The organism is Arthrobacter sp. FW306-1B-F12A, assembly GCF_058781865.1.
In genome coordinates this window covers 14548-32494 of sequence record NZ_JBYSXD010000005.1, presented here as the reverse complement: position 1 = coordinate 32494, position 17947 = coordinate 14548, and the positions used below count along the sequence as shown (strand labels likewise).

The following is a 17947-nucleotide window of genomic DNA, read 5'->3' as shown; positions in this document are numbered from 1 at the left end:
GGGATTACAACGAGACGCTGCATCTGGAAAGGAGATCCGAGGCAATCAATGTAGCCCTATTTTCCCAGAAGCTCTTGGGGTCGGGTTCAGCCCCGGTCAGAATTGCAAAGCCATCTTGAGATATGAAATGCGAGTCAAGACGGTCCTTCGCCACCTCGTATGCAATTCCTTCCTCGAAAAGCGCTTGGCCGGGAGTCTTTGCCTTCCAGGAATTATTACTTTCTCTGGTCAAAGGTGTTAGGTTCGCAACCGACCGAACGTAATCAAATTCGGCCTTATGAGGGTCGAGAACTTCGCCCAAGGCTCCGTGCTGGTTGTTATTGCACCAAGCCCTTGGATAGATGTGATGCAATTCTACCGGCTTCGTGCTCGGGAATGTAATTTTCGTTTCGGGGTTGAGCAAGTCAGTCGTGGGGCTGGTGCGAACGGGAAGGGTCAGAGCACGCCCCAGCGCGCCGGCCGGCTTAGCGTGGAGGAGTTTCTGATAAATATCATCAAACTCGGGCGGCAGCCCGACATTCTTCGATAAATATTCGTTCGCCTCGGCAGCCCACACATTGGCGCTACTCGCCTTTTGCCGGCGGAAAAGTATTTCCTTCAACGACTTCAGATCGGCTGCACTCTGACTTAGGAACCCTTGGTCATAACGACCGTTAAGCGAGTTTCTCCAGAAGAAGGCACTGAATAGGCCGTCTAGTTCATGTTGTGTCCACTGAAGATTGAATCGACTATCGTGGCTCATGTACCAACGGAGAGATGAATACATTGCCATGGTAACGGGATATGGGCATTCACTCAAAGGGAAATAGGCGCCGCTGACGGATCGTTGAAAGTCGCCGATGTACTCTGACAGGCTGGCGCTGGATGAGACCACCTGCGCCCAGAACTCGGTGGGCGTTGCCAGGAGGTCGCCAGCCTTTAGGGCCGTGATTCGCGCCTGGCCTTTCGATCCTCCAACCGACCGGGGGTCCGGCTTGTCTGGGTCGTCCAGTACGAGGTAACAGGCGGTGGCGGTCTGGGCAATGATCTCCGGGCGGTCTGACTTTGAGGCCCAACCAACGGCGCCCTCAAGTTGTCCGAGATCGTCGATCCATTCTCTGAGAAGGATCGGCTGCGGGGTGTCAGAAGTGTCGCTGTTGAGCCAGCTGTGGAGGAGATCAACTGTTGAAACTTTGGTGCCCGTCGTATTCAGCGTCTCAAAAATTTCACAAATCTCACCGAGAGTGTAATTCGGGGGCACAATATAAACAGCAAGTACCGTTTCGTTTATTCCTTCGAATGCTTGCTTTAGTATCGAATTTCGTCGTTCAAGTTCATGGGCATCTGGCAGGGCTCCATCGGGGTAATTGGATGGGTTCTTGATCTCCTGGAGGTAACTCATCCATTGGCCCATAAGACCATCATGCTGATCGTTGGCCAACGGAAAGAGGCCAGCTCCAACGCACACGCTCAACTGGTCATACTTGTTAGCCTTGACCTGCGGCTCCTTAATATATCGGATTCGCTCGGAAACGTCCGGCTGGGTGACATCCAAGAAATACCGGCCCGAAAACTTGCGCCTGGCATCCGTAGCTCTGAGTCCGCCAAACGCCATGGCAAGCGCTGTGGACCGCTGCCGACCATCGAGTACCGCGTAGAACTTGTTCGGACGGGATTCTTCATCGTTTGCGAGGGTTACATTTTTTGAAGCGCCGTTCTGGCTGTCGCCTATGGAGGCCGGAACCAGCTTAAGCGCTGCATCTTGTGGTTGCTCCCAGAGCGTAGCCATGCCAATGGGGCGCGCTTCAATCACAGACAGCACGAGATTGATCACATCCGCCTCGGACCAAACAAAGTCGCGTTGAAACGAAGGTATCAGCCAAGTATTTGTGCGCAACCGTGTCAGGAGGTCCGCAATCCCGATCGATTCCACTACCAGTTTTCCCACGGTTTCCTCCAGAGATTCCTGCATTTTAAGGGCAACAATACTCAGAGTAACGCGGTCGTGGGCCGTCGACACGGTCGCTTTTTGAGGCCGAACAGGTTGGCGTCGTCCTTCGCCCCCCCCGGGGACGTCTCATGGCGGACCGACAGGTTGATCGGGTCTGTCACACTCGCTGGTGGACATGGGTGCCATCTCGCGGACAGCGGAGGTCAGCTGCCGTTCGGGTCGCGGTCCGGTCCGAGTATGTCCCCGTCCATAATGTCGTGGGGCCCACCGGTGTCCTCCCCAAAGATGGCCCATCTCCCATCGCGATCGAAGAGTGCTTGCTGGCAAAAATAGGGTAACAGGCAAAGGCGACGTTGGTTCTGACACTAATCACGCTTCCCACACCGCGTGCCACTACCTCGTCGAGAGCAATCACCCCGGACTGGCCGTTCTTCGTTACGAAGTTGGGGTCAATGAATTTGTTGAGGGGCTTAAAGGATGACGCAGGGATTTCGGCCAGGATTCGGCAGTCCAAATGAGGCACGGTCTGCGACGCCAGCCGGCGGATGGCCTGATCGGTACCTTTCGGGAGCAGAACGGACTGAACCAAATCCCCTGAGCATTCAAGTTCGCAGAGAGGAATTTCGTTTGCTTCGGCGACTGCGAACTCTTTTCGTTGGAACTGCAGGTCCCTGCTGCCCGCAATCGCGCACGTCTAACCTTTTTCGATTGAGGACCCCGTACCCACTGTCGGTCCGACGTGAGGGCCTCCTACCGATGGCCTGCGATCCGCAGACGAACCGGGTTCGACTTCCCGATCACAATGCCCACAGACCGTTCCGCGACTCTCGGAAGATAGCGTACAGGGTCGGCAATTTCACGAAACAACCGTGAGCGAAAGACAAAGAACGACGGAATCGGAAGAAGCATTATGACTTTTAGACTGTGCAGTCTTCGGTCGGCCGCTTCGTTCGACTGGTCCCTGACGCTAATCCGCGTCCCCTCAGTGAGAATCCTGGACCGAAGGCAACGCTTGTGAGGGGGAGTGTCAGAATGAGGTCCGCCGCGATCATAGCCAGGGCGAAACTCCATAGTCCCATGAAGAACGCAATTCCGGCATGGAAAAGTACAGCCAAGAGAAAGAGATAGGGGCGCCAGACAACCGGAGTCAGCAACGTCACCGCAAGGGTGAACTCGAGCACCAAGACGGACCACGTTAGGAAGCTCACCATGGCCTCGTTTTCAAGAAGTGGTGCAAATAGGACTCTGACGGGATCGGAGAGGCCGAACACGCCCGAGGCGGTGTAATAGAGGTTGTTCCCGGTTGCCCACTCGGTTTCCGCAGTCTTCTCGATGCAAGACTGCAGATACACGATTGATACCTGGATCTTGACGCCGATCAAACCTGCGACGGCGTTGCTGCGTCGCCAGCCCGTCAAGCGCATGGCGTCTGGCGAGGGCGACCAATGATTCCGGCGCAGGTCAGTCATGCAAATAGGTATTAGTAGGAGGGTCAACACGACAGTGATTTGATCGCCTCCGTCGGGAATAGCAATCCCGTTGAAGACCGAAAACGAGACCCAGTAGTGCAAGAAGCAAGTGACCTGGGGGAAGTACCCCAGCACGACCAAGAGCAGCAGGCCGATCGCGACCCACTTCGATAGATCGAGGTTGTTGGTTCCAAAGGCACAGAAGAGATTGACTGCGTTGATTCCCTCACACGCCGGTTGGGCTCCGATTCCCCAAAGAGGCTGGAATAGGCTGGCGGTCGGCGTTGCGCTGAGCGTCAGTAGGCTTGCGAAGGCCAAGATAGATCGAAGCACCCCGATGACCGGTGACCAAGCAACAGTCTTGACGCGCTCGATTCCAGGCTGAAACATCCTCAGCGGCATTTGGCCTCCAAGCTGACTACTTTTTGTGCCTGGAATCGAGCATCGGTCAGGTGCCTGTAGGCCCACGGGACGGGAACTACCTCGACGACTTTGATAGAACCACAAAGACTCGGGTCGGGCTTCTCGTTGTGCACCGCGACTTCTCCCATGGTGCCGTCTAGACACGACTTGGTGGCGGGGCCACACTTGCTCCAGCTCTGGGGAGCCACTCGGTTCACGATGTTTGCGAGCTCAACAGGCTGCCCACGGCCGAACCGGCTGATGCCGAAGTAGTTCTCGGCTTTGGCGGTCGGCAGTTGAAGTAGCTCTCGATACGCGCCGGCGTCGCCTTTCGCGAAGACGAGCAGGAAGGGATCCCTGGGCGATTTTGTGAAGAAGGCCCAGCCTTGAGGTACCGCTCTTGACAGGCTTTCCTTCAATGCGCCTGTTCCAGGGGGATGAAAGGTGGAGTGAGGCGAAACAGCGAAGATGGAATATACCAGGACAGCGCAAACGAAGAGGATCGGTATTCCCGTGTACCACTTCGCGATGCGCCGTGAATGGGCTCGTATTCGGCAGGGGAGAGGCAGCATGTGTTTGAGACGTGGAAGATCTTTACTTTGCGAGTGCGACAGTCAACGCTGCCACGGTGTCTTCGGTGACGGCGCGATGTTCGTCCGTCGCAGCCACGGTCTCGAGGCTTGAAGCACGGTTAACATTCACCGACACTGAAGCGTTGAACCAGCCAACTGCGTTTACTGCGCCAGCGACATTGACAATGCCTGCGTAATTGACCACGACCGCTCCGCTCCAGACCGCTACGGCGGCAACAGCAAACACCCACAGGCAATTGCCGGACGCGCCTCCGTCTTTGTCCGCTGAGGCTACTTCTGCGGCATACTTTTGGCGAATAGTCTGAAGGACATCTGTGCTTGTTGCGGCTAGAGAGGACTCGACCTGATAGACGTCGCCGGAGGTGAGATTCTTGTGCAGCTTTTCTAGGTACCCCGGTTGTGAGTTTTCAAGATGGTCGGCCACCTCGTTTGCCATCTGCTGGATGTCCACTTCCTGGCTTGCGTGTTGGTTCAGATACGTTCGGAAGCCCTGGCTTCGGACCTTTTCGCTGAGCTTGGGCACCTGATCTCCAGTGGCGAACCAGATAGCTTGAAACAGGGAACGGGCGGCTGCATCATCGTTCTTCTTGAAGACCTCAACCGAGTCGGACGGACTGGTCGCTGCGACAGGCGGTGTACCAGCTGGCAATCCGGTGAAAAGCAATGCAGAAACGACGCCACTGCTGAGTACTTTGTTCATGGTTCCTCCGTTAGTTCTTGTTCGAATAGTGCATTTGTTTACTTAGTCGCAATTTGATTCAGAATTGTTGATGCAACCTCTTCGGGATGGGCAGTCGAGACGATCCATCGGCGGTGCTTCGTCTCCAAAGCGACCGCGGGCCCTCCTACCAGCAAGCCTCGGGTGTTCTTGGCGATTACCCGGAAGCCATATCCATCAGGGACAGATGTATTCTGGGCAACGGTTACGGTCAAAACGTCTGAGATCGATATTTCGGTTGAATAGAACGGCGCGCATCGGAGGACGATTTTGTCTTCGGCTATTGCGACGGAGATGGTCATCCGAACAATCGTCCAGGTAACGGCGACGATGCCGGCCGTAATGATGAGTCCGGGCAATAGAATGCCCGAGACCAGGGCGGAAACGACTATGACAATGACTGAGGCGCCAACAATTCCCCAGATCAAACCTTTGGAACGACTTTCCAGCCGGGCCTCTGATATCACCATGTCTTCCCCCAACGCCGTACATTCACTTCGATCGGACTTTGAAGCAACCAGGTTGCTGGAGATGCCGTCGACGCCGCTTCCATCAACAGCAAGATAAGCCCGGCTGAGGGCGTCTCCGTGTGCGAAGTACTGAATCTCAGTGTGATTTCGCCAAAAATCAGTGTGAAAAAGGCCAATCTCAGTGTTCGCAGGCGGACATCTCCGTGTTCGCCAGCGCGAGCATCTCCGTGTATGGAGTCCGCCGTCGCACCCTTTCAACCGCCCGCATACCTGACCCACGACACCCTGCTAGCCGGCAGGGATCCCGGCCTGGCGGCGCACGGGTATGCCCTGGGCGCTCTCGCATCCAGTGGAAGTGTCCGATGTCGAACTGCTCACGCGGGATACCGATTCACTACGCAATTTGCTCCGTTTCACCACTCATTTTTCCCAGTTCCACCACTCATTTTCGGTGGACGACTCCAGAATGATGTTTTGCGCGAGCTAGGCTCCCTCAGGAGATCCGATTCCGAGTTGTCGGTGCGAATCGGACCGACACCGCCCTTGGGCTGGTTCACCGGAAGTGAACCGTCGCGAACGGCTTCGTTGCTTCCCCAGGAAGCCATACACATTGTGTGTGCCGACTCCATAAGTCCCGATGAACTAGCAGAGCTGATAGAGGTTGAGGCGCGAAAATGATCCTTATCGAAGCGCGAGGCATTTCAAAGCAATACCCTGGCAGGACCGCCAAGGCCGTCAACAATGCCTCGATCAAAATTTCCCGAGGCGAGATCATCGCAGTCGTAGGTCACAACGGCGCCGGAAAATCCACACTGTTCGACATCCTGGGTGGCTTAACCAGGCCGGACCAGGGCAAGCTCGAACTCCACGTGCCCTCGAATGAAATCGGATGGTGCCCGCAGCGGGAGATCATTGACTGGTCACTGACGGTTCGGCAGAACATTTCCATTGGCTTGGAACTCCGCCAGCGGTCCACACGCGCTAAGCGCCGTGAAACTATCGAAGAGTTGGCGGCCGCCATGGGCCTTGCAGACTACTTGGAAAGAACTGCGGAAACCCTGTCCGGCGGGGAACTTCGGCGCACACAAATAGCCAGGGCCATGGCGGGAGATCCTCCGCTGATGATCTTGGACGAACCGACTACCGGTCTTGATCCCTCCGGAATCTCGAAAGTCTTCGCATATCTCGACTGCAGAATGGAGCAGGGCGCGGCGGCGCTCATCAGCACGCATGAAACCTCCAGATTCGCAACACGCTGCACAAGGGTTGTTGCCGTGCACAAGGGAGAACTCATAGCCGACCTTCCCGTTGACGAATTCATGCTGGCTGCACCCTTGTCTGAAGACCTCTGGGACGGGTACCTGGCCCGGGCAGGAGTCTGATCATCCATGCGCAGCCTGGTTCTGACCAAATTTCACTTCCTGTCTATGTTGAACTGGCGTTCTGTTTACTTGGGTCGGTTCATCGAACCCATTGCCTTTCTTATCCTTCTTGGCGGGGGGCTCAGCGGCTCGGTCGCTACGGAGGAGGGAAGTTACCCGGCCTTCATCCTTGTCGGTCTGATATGTCTCGTCGCATTCAGGGCGGGAACCGCGACAGTGAGCGATGTAGCGAATGACAGGAAATGGGGAATATTTGCAATCTACGTCATGCAGGGCGGCGGCATTGCCGGCTACGTTGGAAGTCTCGTCTTATTTGCCGTTTCCGTTTTCCTGGCCCAAGTCATAACTCTCGCCGGAGTCGCGATTGTCCTTTTCGGAGCCGACGTCATGCAACCGGACCAACTGTTCCAACTCATTGCGCTAGGCGCTGTGATTGTTGTGGGTTGGGTAGGATTCGGGGCCGCAGCTGGTGCCAGGATTCAGTCATACTCCAAGCGTGATTTGGTTATTACTCTTACATCACTTCCGGTGGTTTTAGCGGCTCCGCTGTTTTATCCTCTGGACTCTGCACCCCAGTACATCAAATGGCTATCAGCAGCCAACCCGCTTACATATCAAGTGTCTTGGCTTAGGGCCGAAGGCTCGGGAATTATGCTCGGCTATGGACTTGCCCCCGCATGGTGTCTCACGGGACTGTTACTGGCGTTCTTCCTCCTTCGCACTGCCGACCGGGTCTCAAACGAAAGATAGTCCGCCCGAAGGATCCACCAGTAACGTCCGCGCAGGACGAAGACCCGAAAACCTGCCGACCTTGCCGAATCGCGAATAGCGAGCGAATGACTCTGGCGTTGCCAGCCGATACCCCTAAAGAGAGCGGCTCTGTCCCGCTTTTCTTGACCGGTAACGGGGAATCGCCGGGACACCAAGGAAGTGCGTCAATAATCATGGGGGCCGATGCTCTAGTAGCTGAGTCCGAAGTGCAGCGCGAACGTTCCGAGTGCGGCACCGATGCGGCTGACGGCGGTGGTGATGCCGACCGCGCAGCGCGAACGTGGGTGGGGAACATTTCGCTCGGGTAGGCCCACTCCAGGATGCTGGGTCCCCGGGAGAAGAGGGCGTAAGTCTGTTGGGCTCACCACGACCGACAGGTTCATGTATACCGCTTTCTTCAGAAGTTACAGTTATTACTCTCGCGAGGATTTGATGTGGCTTGGAACCACCTGTTCCGACGAGGAGCGGGACAAGTTTCGGACCAAACGGTCGTTCCCGGCAACGATCAAGAGCATTGCGGCCGCGGAGAGAGTTAGAAGTTTCATCTACAGCAAAATAAGCCCCGCCGAGGGCGTCTCCGTGTGCGATCTACCGAATCTCAGTGTGATTTCACCAAAAATCCGTGTGAAAAGAGCCAGTCTCAGTGTTCGCAGGCGACCATCTCCGTGCAGCCGAGTCCGCCGTCGCATCGTCCAGTCCGAAGCGCTCGGGGTCCAGGAATTCGTCGGCAAGGAACCTGCGGCGTGGTTGGAGGCCGAAGACTTCGACCCGAATATGGTCAGGGTCCCACCGCTGGCACCGGCTCCCTGAAACGAATTATCGTAGACGCAATAGACTTTGGGAATTTGGGGCATTCTGAACTCGCCAGGGACGGGGGAACGTTGAACAGACCAGTAAGCAGGGGATTATTCTTTGGGGCTGGGTTCGGATGCGCCTATGCGCTAGTGGTTCTTCTCTTGGGCGGGCCCGGCGGCCCGGGATTGGCGATACTCTCGGGCCTCGGCGGCGCGATGGTAGGTGCCATCTTGGGTTGCATCATTGCCGTATTGATCTTTTGGGCGTGTCGCCTGATCGTGATTCGACGTGATCTTGAAAAGGCCATCGCCGCCGTAATTACCGGGGCTTCAACGTTGCTGATCCTCATGGCCTTGGCTTCGACATCAGATTCAAAGTGGCCGTGGTGGACGAATCTTGTTTCGGCCGGTGCGGCAGCTCTTGTAGGCGGACTGGCGTGGCCGCGCACGAAAACTGTCGTTGGGGAGTCTCGCTAGACTCCCCAACGACAGATCCTTAGTTAGTAGGGTGGGTAGAGAGCAGGCCAGTTGCAGGCTGAAGCATTCGTCCTCCAAAGCCCCATGCACATGTTGCTTGCAAATTGGTACCACTGCCCACGTGCGGCGTACTGGTTCCCGGCGTTCAGTACTCCGCGGTCAATGACGATGGCCGCGTTGACGTTTAAAGCCCTCTCGCCGTTTGGCTTGGGTATCGAGGCGAAATTGATAATCGATCCCTCGCCGTCGAAGTGCCCTGCCAGTGCCGTGAATTGGAAATAAAAGTTTCCGGCATAACCAATTTGCACTGGCGCCGGAACCTGAATCGCCCCGGCAACGAGGATTTTCAGATCCAAGACCTGCCCTACGTAGGGGTACGTCGACGTCGCCCCGTTGATCGGGAAGTAGCAGTTGAAGCAGGTTCGAAGGAGATTGAACGGCTCCACGTGATTGCCGTAGCCCAGTGAGAACTCGTAGTTGTAGGTCCACGAAGGGGCCGCCATCACGAGCGGATACGCAGTCGCAGTGGTGGGCTGTACCTTCTGCGTGATCGTGGCTGCGCTAATTTCCAATGTTGTGGGGACTGCGTTGCCCGCAGAGTCCTTGGCGCTGCCCTGCTTCACCGAACCCAAATAGTTGCCTTGAGCCGAGTAGAAGTTCTTGGAACCAGGGATTCCGTCCGAGACAGTAAACCCGGGCGGAAGGTCGTAGTCAAAGGCCGCCGTCCGATCCGCCTTGGGACTGCCGAGGGCAACAAACACATCGGCACCACTCGGCGTGGAACGCACATACAACCTTCTGTCGACACCAGAAGTTGAATACACCGCAGTGTTCCCGGATACCTTGGCTTTCCCATGGGCGAACGAGGCAGTGATCTTCCTGTCCGGCTTCTTCTGATCATTCCCCGACGAAACGAGAATCTCGGCCGTGCCCGAAGCTGAGAGTTCGACTTTGCTGGGAACGTGAGCCTTTTGACCAGTATCGGTTGGTCGCCCAGGTGCAACAACGCCAGCGTCATTTGTAGGGTCAACCAAGTTCGACGTGACCTGCATTCTCGTCGATGTCTTGGCCAGGATCTGGTTAGCATCTTCCAGCGTGGGTGGCGCTGCAAATGCCGAGGTGGGCTGGGCGACAAACAACCCAAGCGCGATAATTCCGGCTGCGACTGCTCGACTGGCTTTTGTCTTTCCTCGCAGAACGCAGCCAATTTGGTGCCAATTCATAATCCCCCCAAGGGTTAGGTTGACATTGTTTGGTTAGGAGGGTTTGTCAGCTCTTGAGCTGCTGACGGCCCCATCCTGAGAGAAAGATAAACCCGCGAAAGCCCGTCTCCGTGTGGAATCGGTCCAATCTCCGTGCGTTTTGGGCGAATCTCCGTGTGAAAATTGCAAAATTCAGTGTGGAAGAGCCGGGGTCTACGTGTTTGGCCTACGTGTGGTTACGTACCACGCACCCCGCCCCGCGCTCCGCAACTGAACCACGCAGGGACTGAACGCCACCGCCCAGCTGCCGCCCGCCGTCGTACGCCTCAACCCCCAGCGACGCAACCGCCGCCTACTCTCCGGAATCAGCCCCCGGCAGCTCCTGCGTCCCGGACCCAGGTTCCTTCCTCGGAAACTCACCATCCGGGCTGCCGAGTTCATCAGAATAGGGTGCGCGACCGTGGGGGGATGTGTCGATCAGTTCGTTGGCGGCCATGGCCAGGAGGTCGCGTTGTAGGACGGGCAGGGAGAGGAGGCCTTGGAGATAGGCTTCCACCTCGTACTCGCCAACTTCGCCGCCCAGGCTGAAGTACTTGAGCCAGAGATCGCCGACGTTGATGCGTGCTGACTTCATGGCAGCGGCCAGCATGCGCTGCTGTTGTGGTTCGTGCGGATCGAAGCCCACGGGCCGGCCTTAGTCCAGGGCCGCCGGAATCCCGGCGACGAGATCGGCACTGATCTGGCCCAGCGTGCTGTTCTGCTGCCGGGCCCGGCGCATCAGTTCGGCAAGGGCCATGTCAACGGTCAAAGAGTGGCGCTGCATCAGTATGCCGCAGGCGCGGTTGACGAGGTCTCGACTGTGGAGGGACTCCGCCAGGGCCTCGCTGATGCGGTGTGGCGCTTCGCTGGCCTGGATATTCGCCAGCAGCGTCGCTGCCGGGGCGGCGAATAGTTCCAGCAGTCGGGCCTCGTCCTCGTCGAAAGCGCCGGCACGGTCCGAGTAGATCTTCAAGGCGCCGATGCATTCTTGCTCGGCGATCAACGGGGTGCTGACCGCCGCATGGATGGGCATGCCCTTCACGGCGTCGGTCCAGTCCGGCCACCGTGGATCAGTTTCGACGTTCCGGACGATCACCGTTTCCTCCATCGCCCAGGCCGTCAGGCACGGCCCCTGGCCCAATTCATATTGAAGGGCGTCCGCGCGGGTGACCACGTGGTCCGTGGAGGCACTGCTGGTCAGCCTGCCCCTCGAATCCAGGATGGAGACCCCCGCGCCGCTCGCTCCGGACACAGAGTCCTTGATGGCACGGGCAAGCAACCGCACGGCGCGTTCCACTTTCTCTTCCGTCAGCAGCAGGCCCTGGATTCGCGCGATAACGGTCGACAGTTCATCCAGCGGTAGTTTCCGCGCCATAGTCCTCATTCATCTAGGTCCAGTGCATCGAGCCGCAGCGTTCCTGTGAAAGAGAATTCAACACGGCAGTTGGTGCGCTGTTCCTAGCTTAGTCCGCACCATTCCCAGCGCTTTGGCTATTCGTCGAAGTAAGCTTCTGGATCCGTCTCGCCCGAAACGGAGGCAATGACATGGGCGGCAATGTCCCGGAGTTTGACGTTCCGGCTGTTCGACGCCCTGGTCAAAACGTTGAAGGCGGTATCGCGGCCGCATCGGTTCTGCGCCATGACAATCCCGACGGCGGTATCGATCGTCGAGCGGGACTGCATGGCTGCAGTGAGATCGTCCTTGGCGTTACGCAACTGGGAGATCTTCAAAGCCAGGCGAAGGGACGTTGCTGCACCCTCGGCGAATTCCTCCGCGGCCGTAATGTCCGGTCCTGTAAACCCGTGCGGGGTGGTCGAATAGAGGTTCATGACGGCCTCGGTTTCACCGTCCAGATCAAGCGGCACTGCCAGGATGGCTCCAACGCCGTTCCGCCAAACAGCCTCCATGTAGTCGCTCCAACGGCTTTCGTGGCGGCTATCGACGACAAGAACCACCGAATTGTGCCGAAGCGCCGTGAGGCACGGCCCGTCGCCGAACTCAATCTGCAGTTCATCGAGAGCGCCCACTCTTTCATCGCTGCTGCCCGTGGTGACGCCCTTTTTCCTTGTCACAACGGTGACGCCGCACGAGACGGCGTTGGAGGCAGTTGTCAGCGCGGCCGCTGCAAGGGTCGCTAGCTCAGCAAGGAATTCGTCCAGGTCGACGCTCTCCAAAACAAGATCCTGGAGGGTCACGCCAAGATCCTGGTTCGGGTGGGCAGCCAAGCCGGCCGACGCAGTGCGGGTAGGCCCCCGCTCCGCACTATTCATGTGTCCGCCATCCTTTCCGAATCCAGTTCCCGCATCGCGTCTGTGTCCAGTTCCCGCATTGCCAAGGCCAGAAGGTTCATTTGCGATGGGGGGAGCTCGCCGAGCTCATGAAGGTACGCGTCCACAGCCATTTCATCCACATCGCCCCCAATTCCGTAAAAGTAGGCCCACACCCCGGCCAAGGCCGTGCGGCCGTCACGGTACCATTCGGCGGCGCTTCTCCGTTGCGCGGATGCCCACTCAGGATGACGCATTCCCGACCCCTCACGATTATTCATGGGACGCACCAGTGGAAGTCCAATCCTGGGGGACTGATCCGTTCAGGATATCGGTGGCGATCTCATGAAGACGCCGGTTGTTGTTCCGAGCAGCAAGCTGAAGGAGCTCCATGGCGCGGTCCCGCCCACAACGGTTCTGGAGCATGATCAAGGACAGCGCCGCGTCCACCACGGCCCGTGATTGCAGGGCCGAGCGCAAATGTTCAGGGTACGGCTCCGGGACGTGAAGCCTCAGCGCCAACCTCAGCGTCTTCGAAATTGTCTCCGCATGCTCCAATACGCGGGCGACGATGGCCGGGTTGAAAGTGCCGGGTGCGTAGGCGTAGCAATTCAAAGCTGCGCGTGAGGAAGAGTCCGTCTGGATAGGCACTGCGAGGACAGAGCGAATACCTTCGCCATCCACCTGGTGGGCGTACTGTGCCCAACGGTCGTCGGCCTGCAGGTCGTCAATCAGCACGCGATGTTGGTGACGCAAGGCCGTAAGGCAAGGGCCGTCGTCGAACGCGTATTGCTTCTCGTCCAAGCGCTGCGCCGCAGCGGTACTGCTCGCCACCGTCGAAGGGCCGGCATCCCGTTCGACGGTAATGGCGCACAAGAGAGGTTCCCTGCCGTCCAACAACGACGCTGAGATGGTAGCCAAACCTAGGAGAAATTCGGTGAAGCCCGGGCTTTCAAGCAGTAGATCCTGCAATTGTTCCGTGGTGGGTACTGCGTTGTTGTTGGCCATGCGGCCTCGATTCCAAGGGGCGCCCGGGATCTTCGACCCAGGCCTGCAGCCGTGGCCGCTCGCGCGTCGCACAGCCCTGATATTCAATCCCCGGACCCGAACGACCATCCCGAAATCTCCTAATTCGACACTACGCCCTCGTGGGAACTTAAGACACGAGAGCGCGTGGGCGCGGGCGGAGAAGGCTCAGACCTCACCTTTGGTGCTGGCTCTAAGGTCCAGCGAGGGCTTGGGGGACTGGGCGAAGTTTTCGGTTGCCGCCCAGGAGGCGAGGAGTTTGAGGGCTTCTTCCGAGGGGCTGCCGGGAACCGCGGGGTAAACCGTGAGGGTGTGGCCTGGGTCGTCTTCGAGTTCCATGGCCTGGTAGGTCAGTTCCAGGAGCCCGACCACGGGGTGGTTGAAGAACTTGGTGCCTGAATAGTGGCGGCGGACGTTGTGTGCTGCCCAGCGCGCGCGGAATTCGTCGCTGCGCATGGAGAGTTCGCCAACGAGTGCTGCGATGTCCTTGTCGTGGGGGTTGCGGCCCGCGTCGCGGCGCAGAATCGCGACGTTGACGTTCGCTGCACGGTCCCAGTCGGGGTAGAAGTTGTGGGCGCGGGGGTCCAGGAAGATGAAGCGCGAGTGGTTCGCGGGGCGTGCCGGGCCACGATACATCTCGGAGTAGAGGGCGTAGCCGAGGGCGTTGGCGGCAACGATGTCCATGCGGTTGTTGCCGATAAAGGCCGGGGCGCCGGTGATGGCGTCGAGCAGATACTGCATCACGGGCCGCACGGCCGACGCCGGTGGGCTCGCGGGTTTCCGCGCAGCGGGACCGGCCGCACGTGCCAGGTCATAGAGGTGGTCGTGTTCGGCGCGGTCAAGCTCCAGAGCCCGAGCGATTGAGTCGAGGACGCTGTCCGAGACTCCTGTGAGATTTCCACGCTCAAGGCGGGTGTAGTAGTCGATGCTGACCCCGGCGAGACGGGCGACTTCTTCCCTTCGGAGACCCGCCACTCGGCGCCGGCCGCCGATGGGCTCGATGCCCGCCTGCTCGGGGGTGATGCGTCCTCGGCGGGAGACCAGAAACTCTCGTACCTCGGCTCGGTTATCCATAAGGAAACGGTACGACGTAACCACGAACGGTTGGGAGGTTCTGCCATAACCCGTTTCGGCAGGGCCCTCGCTACGCCTGCGCATGGCGGGTTTCATGGAAATCGAAGGTCAAGCATTCGATGAAATGGAGCACCAGCGTATGCCCGTGAGCACGACGCCGACAACCACACGGGCTGCGACGGCAGGGACTGTCCCGGCAGCACTAGTCGCCACTGTCATCTTCTTGACTGCAGTCGCACCCCTTGCCACCGACATGTATGTCCCGGCGTTCCCACGCGTGTCAGAAGAGTTCGGCACCTCGGCGTCGTCGGTGCAGCTGACGCTGACGACGTTCTTTGCCGGGATGGGGCTCGGGCAACTGGTCGGGGGTCCGTTCAGCGACCAACGCGGCCGACGCCTGCCGCTTGTGGCGGGCACGATCCTCATGACCATCGCGACGGTTGGCTGCGCCCTGGCCCCGAGCATCGGATTCATGATGGTTGCCCGGTTCCTGCAGGGCTTTGGCGGGGGATGGGCGATGGTGATCGGCCGCGCCGTCATCGTAGACTTGGCCCACGGCCCGCAGCTGGTCCGGGTGCTCAACGTCGTGATGGGGATTGGGGGCGTGGCACCGATCATCAGCCCTCTGCTGGGCGCGGTGATCCTGCAGCTGACCGGGTGGCGGATGACCTTCTGGACGCTGGCGGCACTTGGTGTCCTGATGACCCTTTGTGCGCTGTTCGTCGTGCCGGAATCCCTGCCGCCCGGGAAACGTCACGCGGGTGGACTGCGTGAATTCGGGCACGCGGCGCGCACTGTCCTGGCGAACCGCCGGTTCGTTGGATACGTCATGGTGGCATCTTCGGCATTCATCGCCTTGTTCGCCTACGTCGCCACGTCCGCGTTCATCCTGCAGAACATGAACGGACTCTCCCCGGTGGCGTACTCCATCGTCTTCGCCTCGAACGCCGGCGGGATGACCATCGCCGCCCTCGTCTCGGCACGGCTGGCGGGCCGGGTACCCACCCGACGAGTCATCCTCGTAGGACAGGCCATCGCGCTCGCCGCCGGCATCGTCATGCTTGCCGGGGCCCTCTGGTGGGGCACTCCTCTACTCGTGGCAATGGGCAGCTTCTTCGCGCTCATGGTGGCCCAGGGACTGATCAATACCAACGGCGGTGCCCTTGCCTCGGCCGAAGTACCGGCGCACCCGGGCACGAGTTCCGCCGTCCTTGGCCTGGTGCAATGGACCACAGCCGGCATCATCGCGCCGATCGCAGGGTTGGGCGGCACGGACACAGCCGTCCCGATGGCAGCCATCATGATCGTCGGGGCCCTGCTGTCCCTCGTCGGCCTCCTCATCGTGGCCCGGCCCAGCACGCCCGCGGGGCGTCCACCAGCCCCACGCGATTCCAAGCAAGCCGAAATTGGTTGATATGACCTGGGTCACTTATGCTGGTAGGGGTCAAGCAGCTGGCTTTCTCGATTTAGTACGAGGAGGTCAGTCATGGCACCTATTCAACCCAGTCACCCCCATGTTCCCGCTGCACGGCGCCGGGGATCCTGGACGCGAGACACCTCCGATGAATCTTGGCGGAACCACCTACCCAGGCACAGTGCCCTTCAACAACTCTTTCGGCAATGGCCATCCGTGCCCTCGCGCGAATTGGAACGCATCCGTCTTGTGCTTCTTCACTGCGACGAAATAGCCCACACGGCGGCAACCCACAAGCTCTCCGAACCAGCGCAGGCGTTGCTTGACCTCGTGACGGGCGAACTGGAGCGGCGACGCGAATCGGGACATCATCAACCGCTTAACAGCAGCCCGGCTTCCCGGCATCCCGGACTGCCCAAGCTTGCTCCTGTACGCCGTCGGGGAGAACTTCTCTGATGGCGGGACACTTTGAAGTGTTCACTGACAACGGGGGCAGCTGCAGGGTCAGGCTGGTTGACGAGTTTGGGAAAGAGCTTGCGGTCTCGTCACCATTCCGGGACACGGCCGCCGCAGTCCGGGGGATCTATACCTTCCGTGAGATTGCGGCAAGCGGACTGATCGAAGACCACACGTCCCGGTTCTGAGCTTTGAGCGCCGCCTCCGCGGCAGTTACTTCTTCGCCGAACGCGGCTTCGCGGCTTTCGGCGGGAGAGTCGCAACGTAAGCGAACGCCTTTTCGACCCACTCCGCCGTTTGCTCATCGTCGCCGGCCAAGGCTTCGGGGAGCCCGACGTAGCCACCCATGGCGCGGCCTTCCGGGCCGAACGGGAGCGTTTGGTGGCTGGCCTCCAGTGCCTCGCGGTCGGCGTCGGAAAGCTTGACGCCGATCATCGGACCGAACAGTCCGGCGAACATATTGCCGTTCACGAAGGCGCCCAGGTTCCCGAACATCGGCTTGACCACGACGTCAGGGTTCTCCGGCACCACCGCGCGGAAGCGGTCTTTGTCGGCGTCGGACGGTTTGGGGATCTGCATGTGGGTACTCCGCGGTAGGGGATCGAAAGCCTAGGACTGCATGCAGCATACGACGGCGGGATGCGGGCTTCCAGCGTCGGCGCACCGTTCTCCTTGGCAAACGATGAAAGTAGGATGGGCGAATGTCGAGTTCACCGGAAAACGAAGCAGCGGACCTGCTTCAAGGCATTCTGGACCTTCAGTCTGTTCTGGTCGGCGCAGGGAATGCATCTGATTTCCTGAGCGGGCTCACTAAGCTCGCCGCTGCCTCGATTTCCGAAGCTTCCGGCGACGAGATTGAATGCGCCATCACTGTCAAAGTCAGACGCCGTCCCCTCACTGCAGCGGGCAGCTCCCCACGCGCCGTGCAGATTGACCGGTTTGAGCAGGCTATCGGTGACGGCCCCTGCATCGCGGCACTCCGCGAGATGTCTCCCGTGATCATCGACGACGGTTCGACAGATCTCCGCTGGCCGGCGCTCACCAAGAAATTCGCCGAGATCGGCGTTCATAGCTCGTTGGGGATTCCCATGGAAATCAGCGAGGACGCTAGTGCGGCGCTGAACTTTTTCGCATCCAAGCCAGGCGCGTTCACCCCCGATGTCTTCAACAAGGCCGTGGGCTTCGCCGCTGCCGCCCGCAACATCCTGCACCTGTCCGTGCGCATCGACTCAGCCCACCACCGGGCAGAGGACCTGGAATCAGCAATGCAAAGCAGGACCGCCATCGACCTGGCCTGTGGTGTCATCATGGCGCAAAACCGATGCTCGCAGGCAGAAGCGATGGAAATCCTCACCAAGGTCTCCAGCAACCGCAACCGCAAACTACGGGACATAGCCACCGAACTGATCGAACAGGTCTCGGGGAGCGGGATCGAAACCCACTTCGAGTAGGGGCACGCTTT

The 17947-nt window shown here is 59.1% G+C and carries 18 protein-coding genes; 4 read left to right on the top strand and 14 right to left on the bottom strand.

From position 1 onward, the window contains the following. Nucleotides 1-4: 4 nt before the first annotated feature. From AC3WJU_RS04115 to AC3WJU_RS04095, 5 genes are all read right to left on the bottom strand, one after another. Nucleotides 5-1999: a DUF262 domain-containing protein gene (locus AC3WJU_RS04115; RefSeq protein ID WP_492259199.1), complete on the bottom strand. Its 1995-nt coding sequence runs from the start codon at nucleotides 1997-1999 to the stop codon at nucleotides 5-7. Between the two features lie 848 nt (nucleotides 2000-2847). Then, nucleotides 2848-3801 carry a sporulation-delaying protein SdpB family protein gene (locus AC3WJU_RS04110; protein ID WP_492259198.1) on the bottom strand — a complete coding sequence of 318 codons (954 nt, stop codon included), beginning with the start codon at nucleotides 3799-3801 and terminating at the stop codon, nucleotides 2848-2850. Then, a complete protein-coding gene (locus tag AC3WJU_RS04105; RefSeq protein ID WP_492259197.1) occupies nucleotides 3792-4220 on the bottom strand; it encodes an SdpA family antimicrobial peptide system protein in 429 nt (142 codons plus the stop codon). Before AC3WJU_RS04105 ends, AC3WJU_RS04110 begins: the two co-directional genes overlap by 10 nt. 175 nt (nucleotides 4221-4395) lie before the next feature. Next, nucleotides 4396-5094 (bottom strand): sporulation delaying protein family toxin, encoded by a 699-nt coding sequence (locus AC3WJU_RS04100; RefSeq protein ID WP_492259196.1) that lies wholly within the window; start codon nucleotides 5092-5094, stop codon nucleotides 4396-4398. Between the two features lie 38 nt (nucleotides 5095-5132). Beyond that, entirely contained in the window at nucleotides 5133-5582 is a 450-nt protein-coding gene (locus AC3WJU_RS04095; protein ID WP_492259195.1) for a hypothetical protein, read from the bottom strand. A 674-nt stretch (nucleotides 5583-6256) separates the two neighbouring features. Here AC3WJU_RS04095 and AC3WJU_RS04090 point away from each other — a divergent pair. Further along, on the top strand, nucleotides 6257-6964 hold the full coding sequence (locus AC3WJU_RS04090; protein ID WP_492259194.1) for an ABC transporter ATP-binding protein: 708 nt from the start codon (nucleotides 6257-6259) through the stop codon (nucleotides 6962-6964). Nucleotides 6965-6970: 6 nt separating this feature from the next. After that, entirely contained in the window at nucleotides 6971-7714 is a 744-nt protein-coding gene (locus AC3WJU_RS04085) for an ABC transporter permease (protein WP_492259193.1), read from the top strand. A gap of 209 nt (nucleotides 7715-7923) precedes the next feature. Here AC3WJU_RS04085 and AC3WJU_RS04080 read toward each other — a convergent pair whose 3' ends face one another. The 8 genes from AC3WJU_RS04080 to AC3WJU_RS04045 form a co-directional block, all read right to left on the bottom strand. Continuing rightward, the gene (locus AC3WJU_RS04080; protein WP_492259192.1) at nucleotides 7924-8049 is read right to left on the bottom strand and encodes a hypothetical protein; all 126 of its coding nucleotides are present in this window, start codon (nucleotides 8047-8049) and stop codon (nucleotides 7924-7926) included. 980 nt (nucleotides 8050-9029) lie between these two features. Further along, nucleotides 9030-10229, bottom strand: a complete 1200-nt coding sequence (locus tag AC3WJU_RS04075) for a hypothetical protein (protein WP_492259191.1) — start codon at nucleotides 10227-10229, stop codon at nucleotides 9030-9032. A gap of 331 nt (nucleotides 10230-10560) precedes the next feature. After that, nucleotides 10561-10893: a hypothetical protein gene (locus tag AC3WJU_RS04070; RefSeq protein WP_492259190.1), complete on the bottom strand. Its 333-nt coding sequence runs from the start codon at nucleotides 10891-10893 to the stop codon at nucleotides 10561-10563. Between the two features lie 9 nt (nucleotides 10894-10902). Next, a complete protein-coding gene (locus tag AC3WJU_RS04065; RefSeq protein ID WP_492259189.1) occupies nucleotides 10903-11622 on the bottom strand; it encodes a GAF domain-containing protein in 720 nt (239 codons plus the stop codon). 116 nt (nucleotides 11623-11738) lie between these two features. Next, nucleotides 11739-12518 carry a GAF and ANTAR domain-containing protein gene (locus AC3WJU_RS04060; protein WP_492259188.1) on the bottom strand — a complete coding sequence of 260 codons (780 nt, stop codon included), beginning with the start codon at nucleotides 12516-12518 and terminating at the stop codon, nucleotides 11739-11741. Further along, nucleotides 12515-12772: a hypothetical protein gene (locus AC3WJU_RS04055; protein WP_492259187.1), complete on the bottom strand. Its 258-nt coding sequence runs from the start codon at nucleotides 12770-12772 to the stop codon at nucleotides 12515-12517. Before AC3WJU_RS04055 ends, AC3WJU_RS04060 begins: the two co-directional genes overlap by 4 nt. A gap of 16 nt (nucleotides 12773-12788) precedes the next feature. Beyond that, entirely contained in the window at nucleotides 12789-13523 is a 735-nt protein-coding gene (locus AC3WJU_RS04050) for a GAF and ANTAR domain-containing protein (RefSeq protein ID WP_059388067.1), read from the bottom strand. Between the two features lie 186 nt (nucleotides 13524-13709). Beyond that, a complete protein-coding gene (locus tag AC3WJU_RS04045; RefSeq protein WP_492259186.1) occupies nucleotides 13710-14615 on the bottom strand; it encodes a helix-turn-helix transcriptional regulator in 906 nt (301 codons plus the stop codon). A gap of 94 nt (nucleotides 14616-14709) precedes the next feature. Here AC3WJU_RS04045 and AC3WJU_RS04040 point away from each other — a divergent pair, with 94 nt between their 5' ends. Then, complete coding sequence (locus tag AC3WJU_RS04040; protein ID WP_492259185.1) at nucleotides 14710-16029, top strand: multidrug effflux MFS transporter; 1320 nt, start codon at nucleotides 14710-14712, stop codon at nucleotides 16027-16029. Between the two features lie 669 nt (nucleotides 16030-16698). On the opposite strand, the gene AC3WJU_RS04035 is transcribed toward AC3WJU_RS04040, so the two are convergent. Further along, nucleotides 16699-17064, bottom strand: a complete 366-nt coding sequence (locus tag AC3WJU_RS04035; RefSeq protein WP_284991767.1) for a TfoX/Sxy family protein — start codon at nucleotides 17062-17064, stop codon at nucleotides 16699-16701. 122 nt (nucleotides 17065-17186) lie between these two features. Between AC3WJU_RS04035 and AC3WJU_RS04030 the strand changes: the two genes are divergently transcribed. Beyond that, on the top strand, nucleotides 17187-17936 hold the full coding sequence (locus tag AC3WJU_RS04030) for a GAF and ANTAR domain-containing protein (protein WP_059388063.1): 750 nt from the start codon (nucleotides 17187-17189) through the stop codon (nucleotides 17934-17936). The last annotated feature ends 11 nt before the right edge of the window (nucleotides 17937-17947 follow it).

Excerpts from the sequence above, each read along its gene's own strand:
- AC3WJU_RS04040 (WP_492259185.1), top strand. The coding sequence starts at position 14,710 with ATGGAAATCGAAGGTCAAGCATTCGATGAAATGGAGCACCAGCGTATG.
- AC3WJU_RS04060 (WP_492259188.1), bottom strand. The coding sequence starts at position 12,518 with ATGAATAGTGCGGAGCGGGGGCCTACCCGCACTGCGTCGGCCGGCTTG.
- AC3WJU_RS04085 (WP_492259193.1), top strand. The coding sequence starts at position 6,971 with ATGCGCAGCCTGGTTCTGACCAAATTTCACTTCCTGTCTATGTTGAAC.
- AC3WJU_RS04110 (WP_492259198.1), bottom strand. The coding sequence starts at position 3,801 with ATGCCGCTGAGGATGTTTCAGCCTGGAATCGAGCGCGTCAAGACTGTT.
- AC3WJU_RS04045 (WP_492259186.1), bottom strand. The coding sequence starts at position 14,615 with ATGGATAACCGAGCCGAGGTACGAGAGTTTCTGGTCTCCCGCCGAGGA.
- AC3WJU_RS04100 (WP_492259196.1), bottom strand. The coding sequence starts at position 5,094 with ATGAACAAAGTACTCAGCAGTGGCGTCGTTTCTGCATTGCTTTTCACC.
- AC3WJU_RS04050 (WP_059388067.1), bottom strand. The coding sequence starts at position 13,523 with ATGGCCAACAACAACGCAGTACCCACCACGGAACAATTGCAGGATCTA.
- AC3WJU_RS04075 (WP_492259191.1), bottom strand. The coding sequence starts at position 10,229 with ATGAATTGGCACCAAATTGGCTGCGTTCTGCGAGGAAAGACAAAAGCC.
- AC3WJU_RS04055 (WP_492259187.1), bottom strand. The coding sequence starts at position 12,772 with ATGCGTCATCCTGAGTGGGCATCCGCGCAACGGAGAAGCGCCGCCGAA.
- AC3WJU_RS04065 (WP_492259189.1), bottom strand. The coding sequence starts at position 11,622 with ATGGCGCGGAAACTACCGCTGGATGAACTGTCGACCGTTATCGCGCGA.
- AC3WJU_RS04095 (WP_492259195.1), bottom strand. The coding sequence starts at position 5,582 with ATGGTGATATCAGAGGCCCGGCTGGAAAGTCGTTCCAAAGGTTTGATC.
- AC3WJU_RS04090 (WP_492259194.1), top strand. The coding sequence starts at position 6,257 with ATGATCCTTATCGAAGCGCGAGGCATTTCAAAGCAATACCCTGGCAGG.
- AC3WJU_RS04035 (WP_284991767.1), bottom strand. The coding sequence starts at position 17,064 with ATGCAGATCCCCAAACCGTCCGACGCCGACAAAGACCGCTTCCGCGCG.
- AC3WJU_RS04030 (WP_059388063.1), top strand. The coding sequence starts at position 17,187 with ATGTCGAGTTCACCGGAAAACGAAGCAGCGGACCTGCTTCAAGGCATT.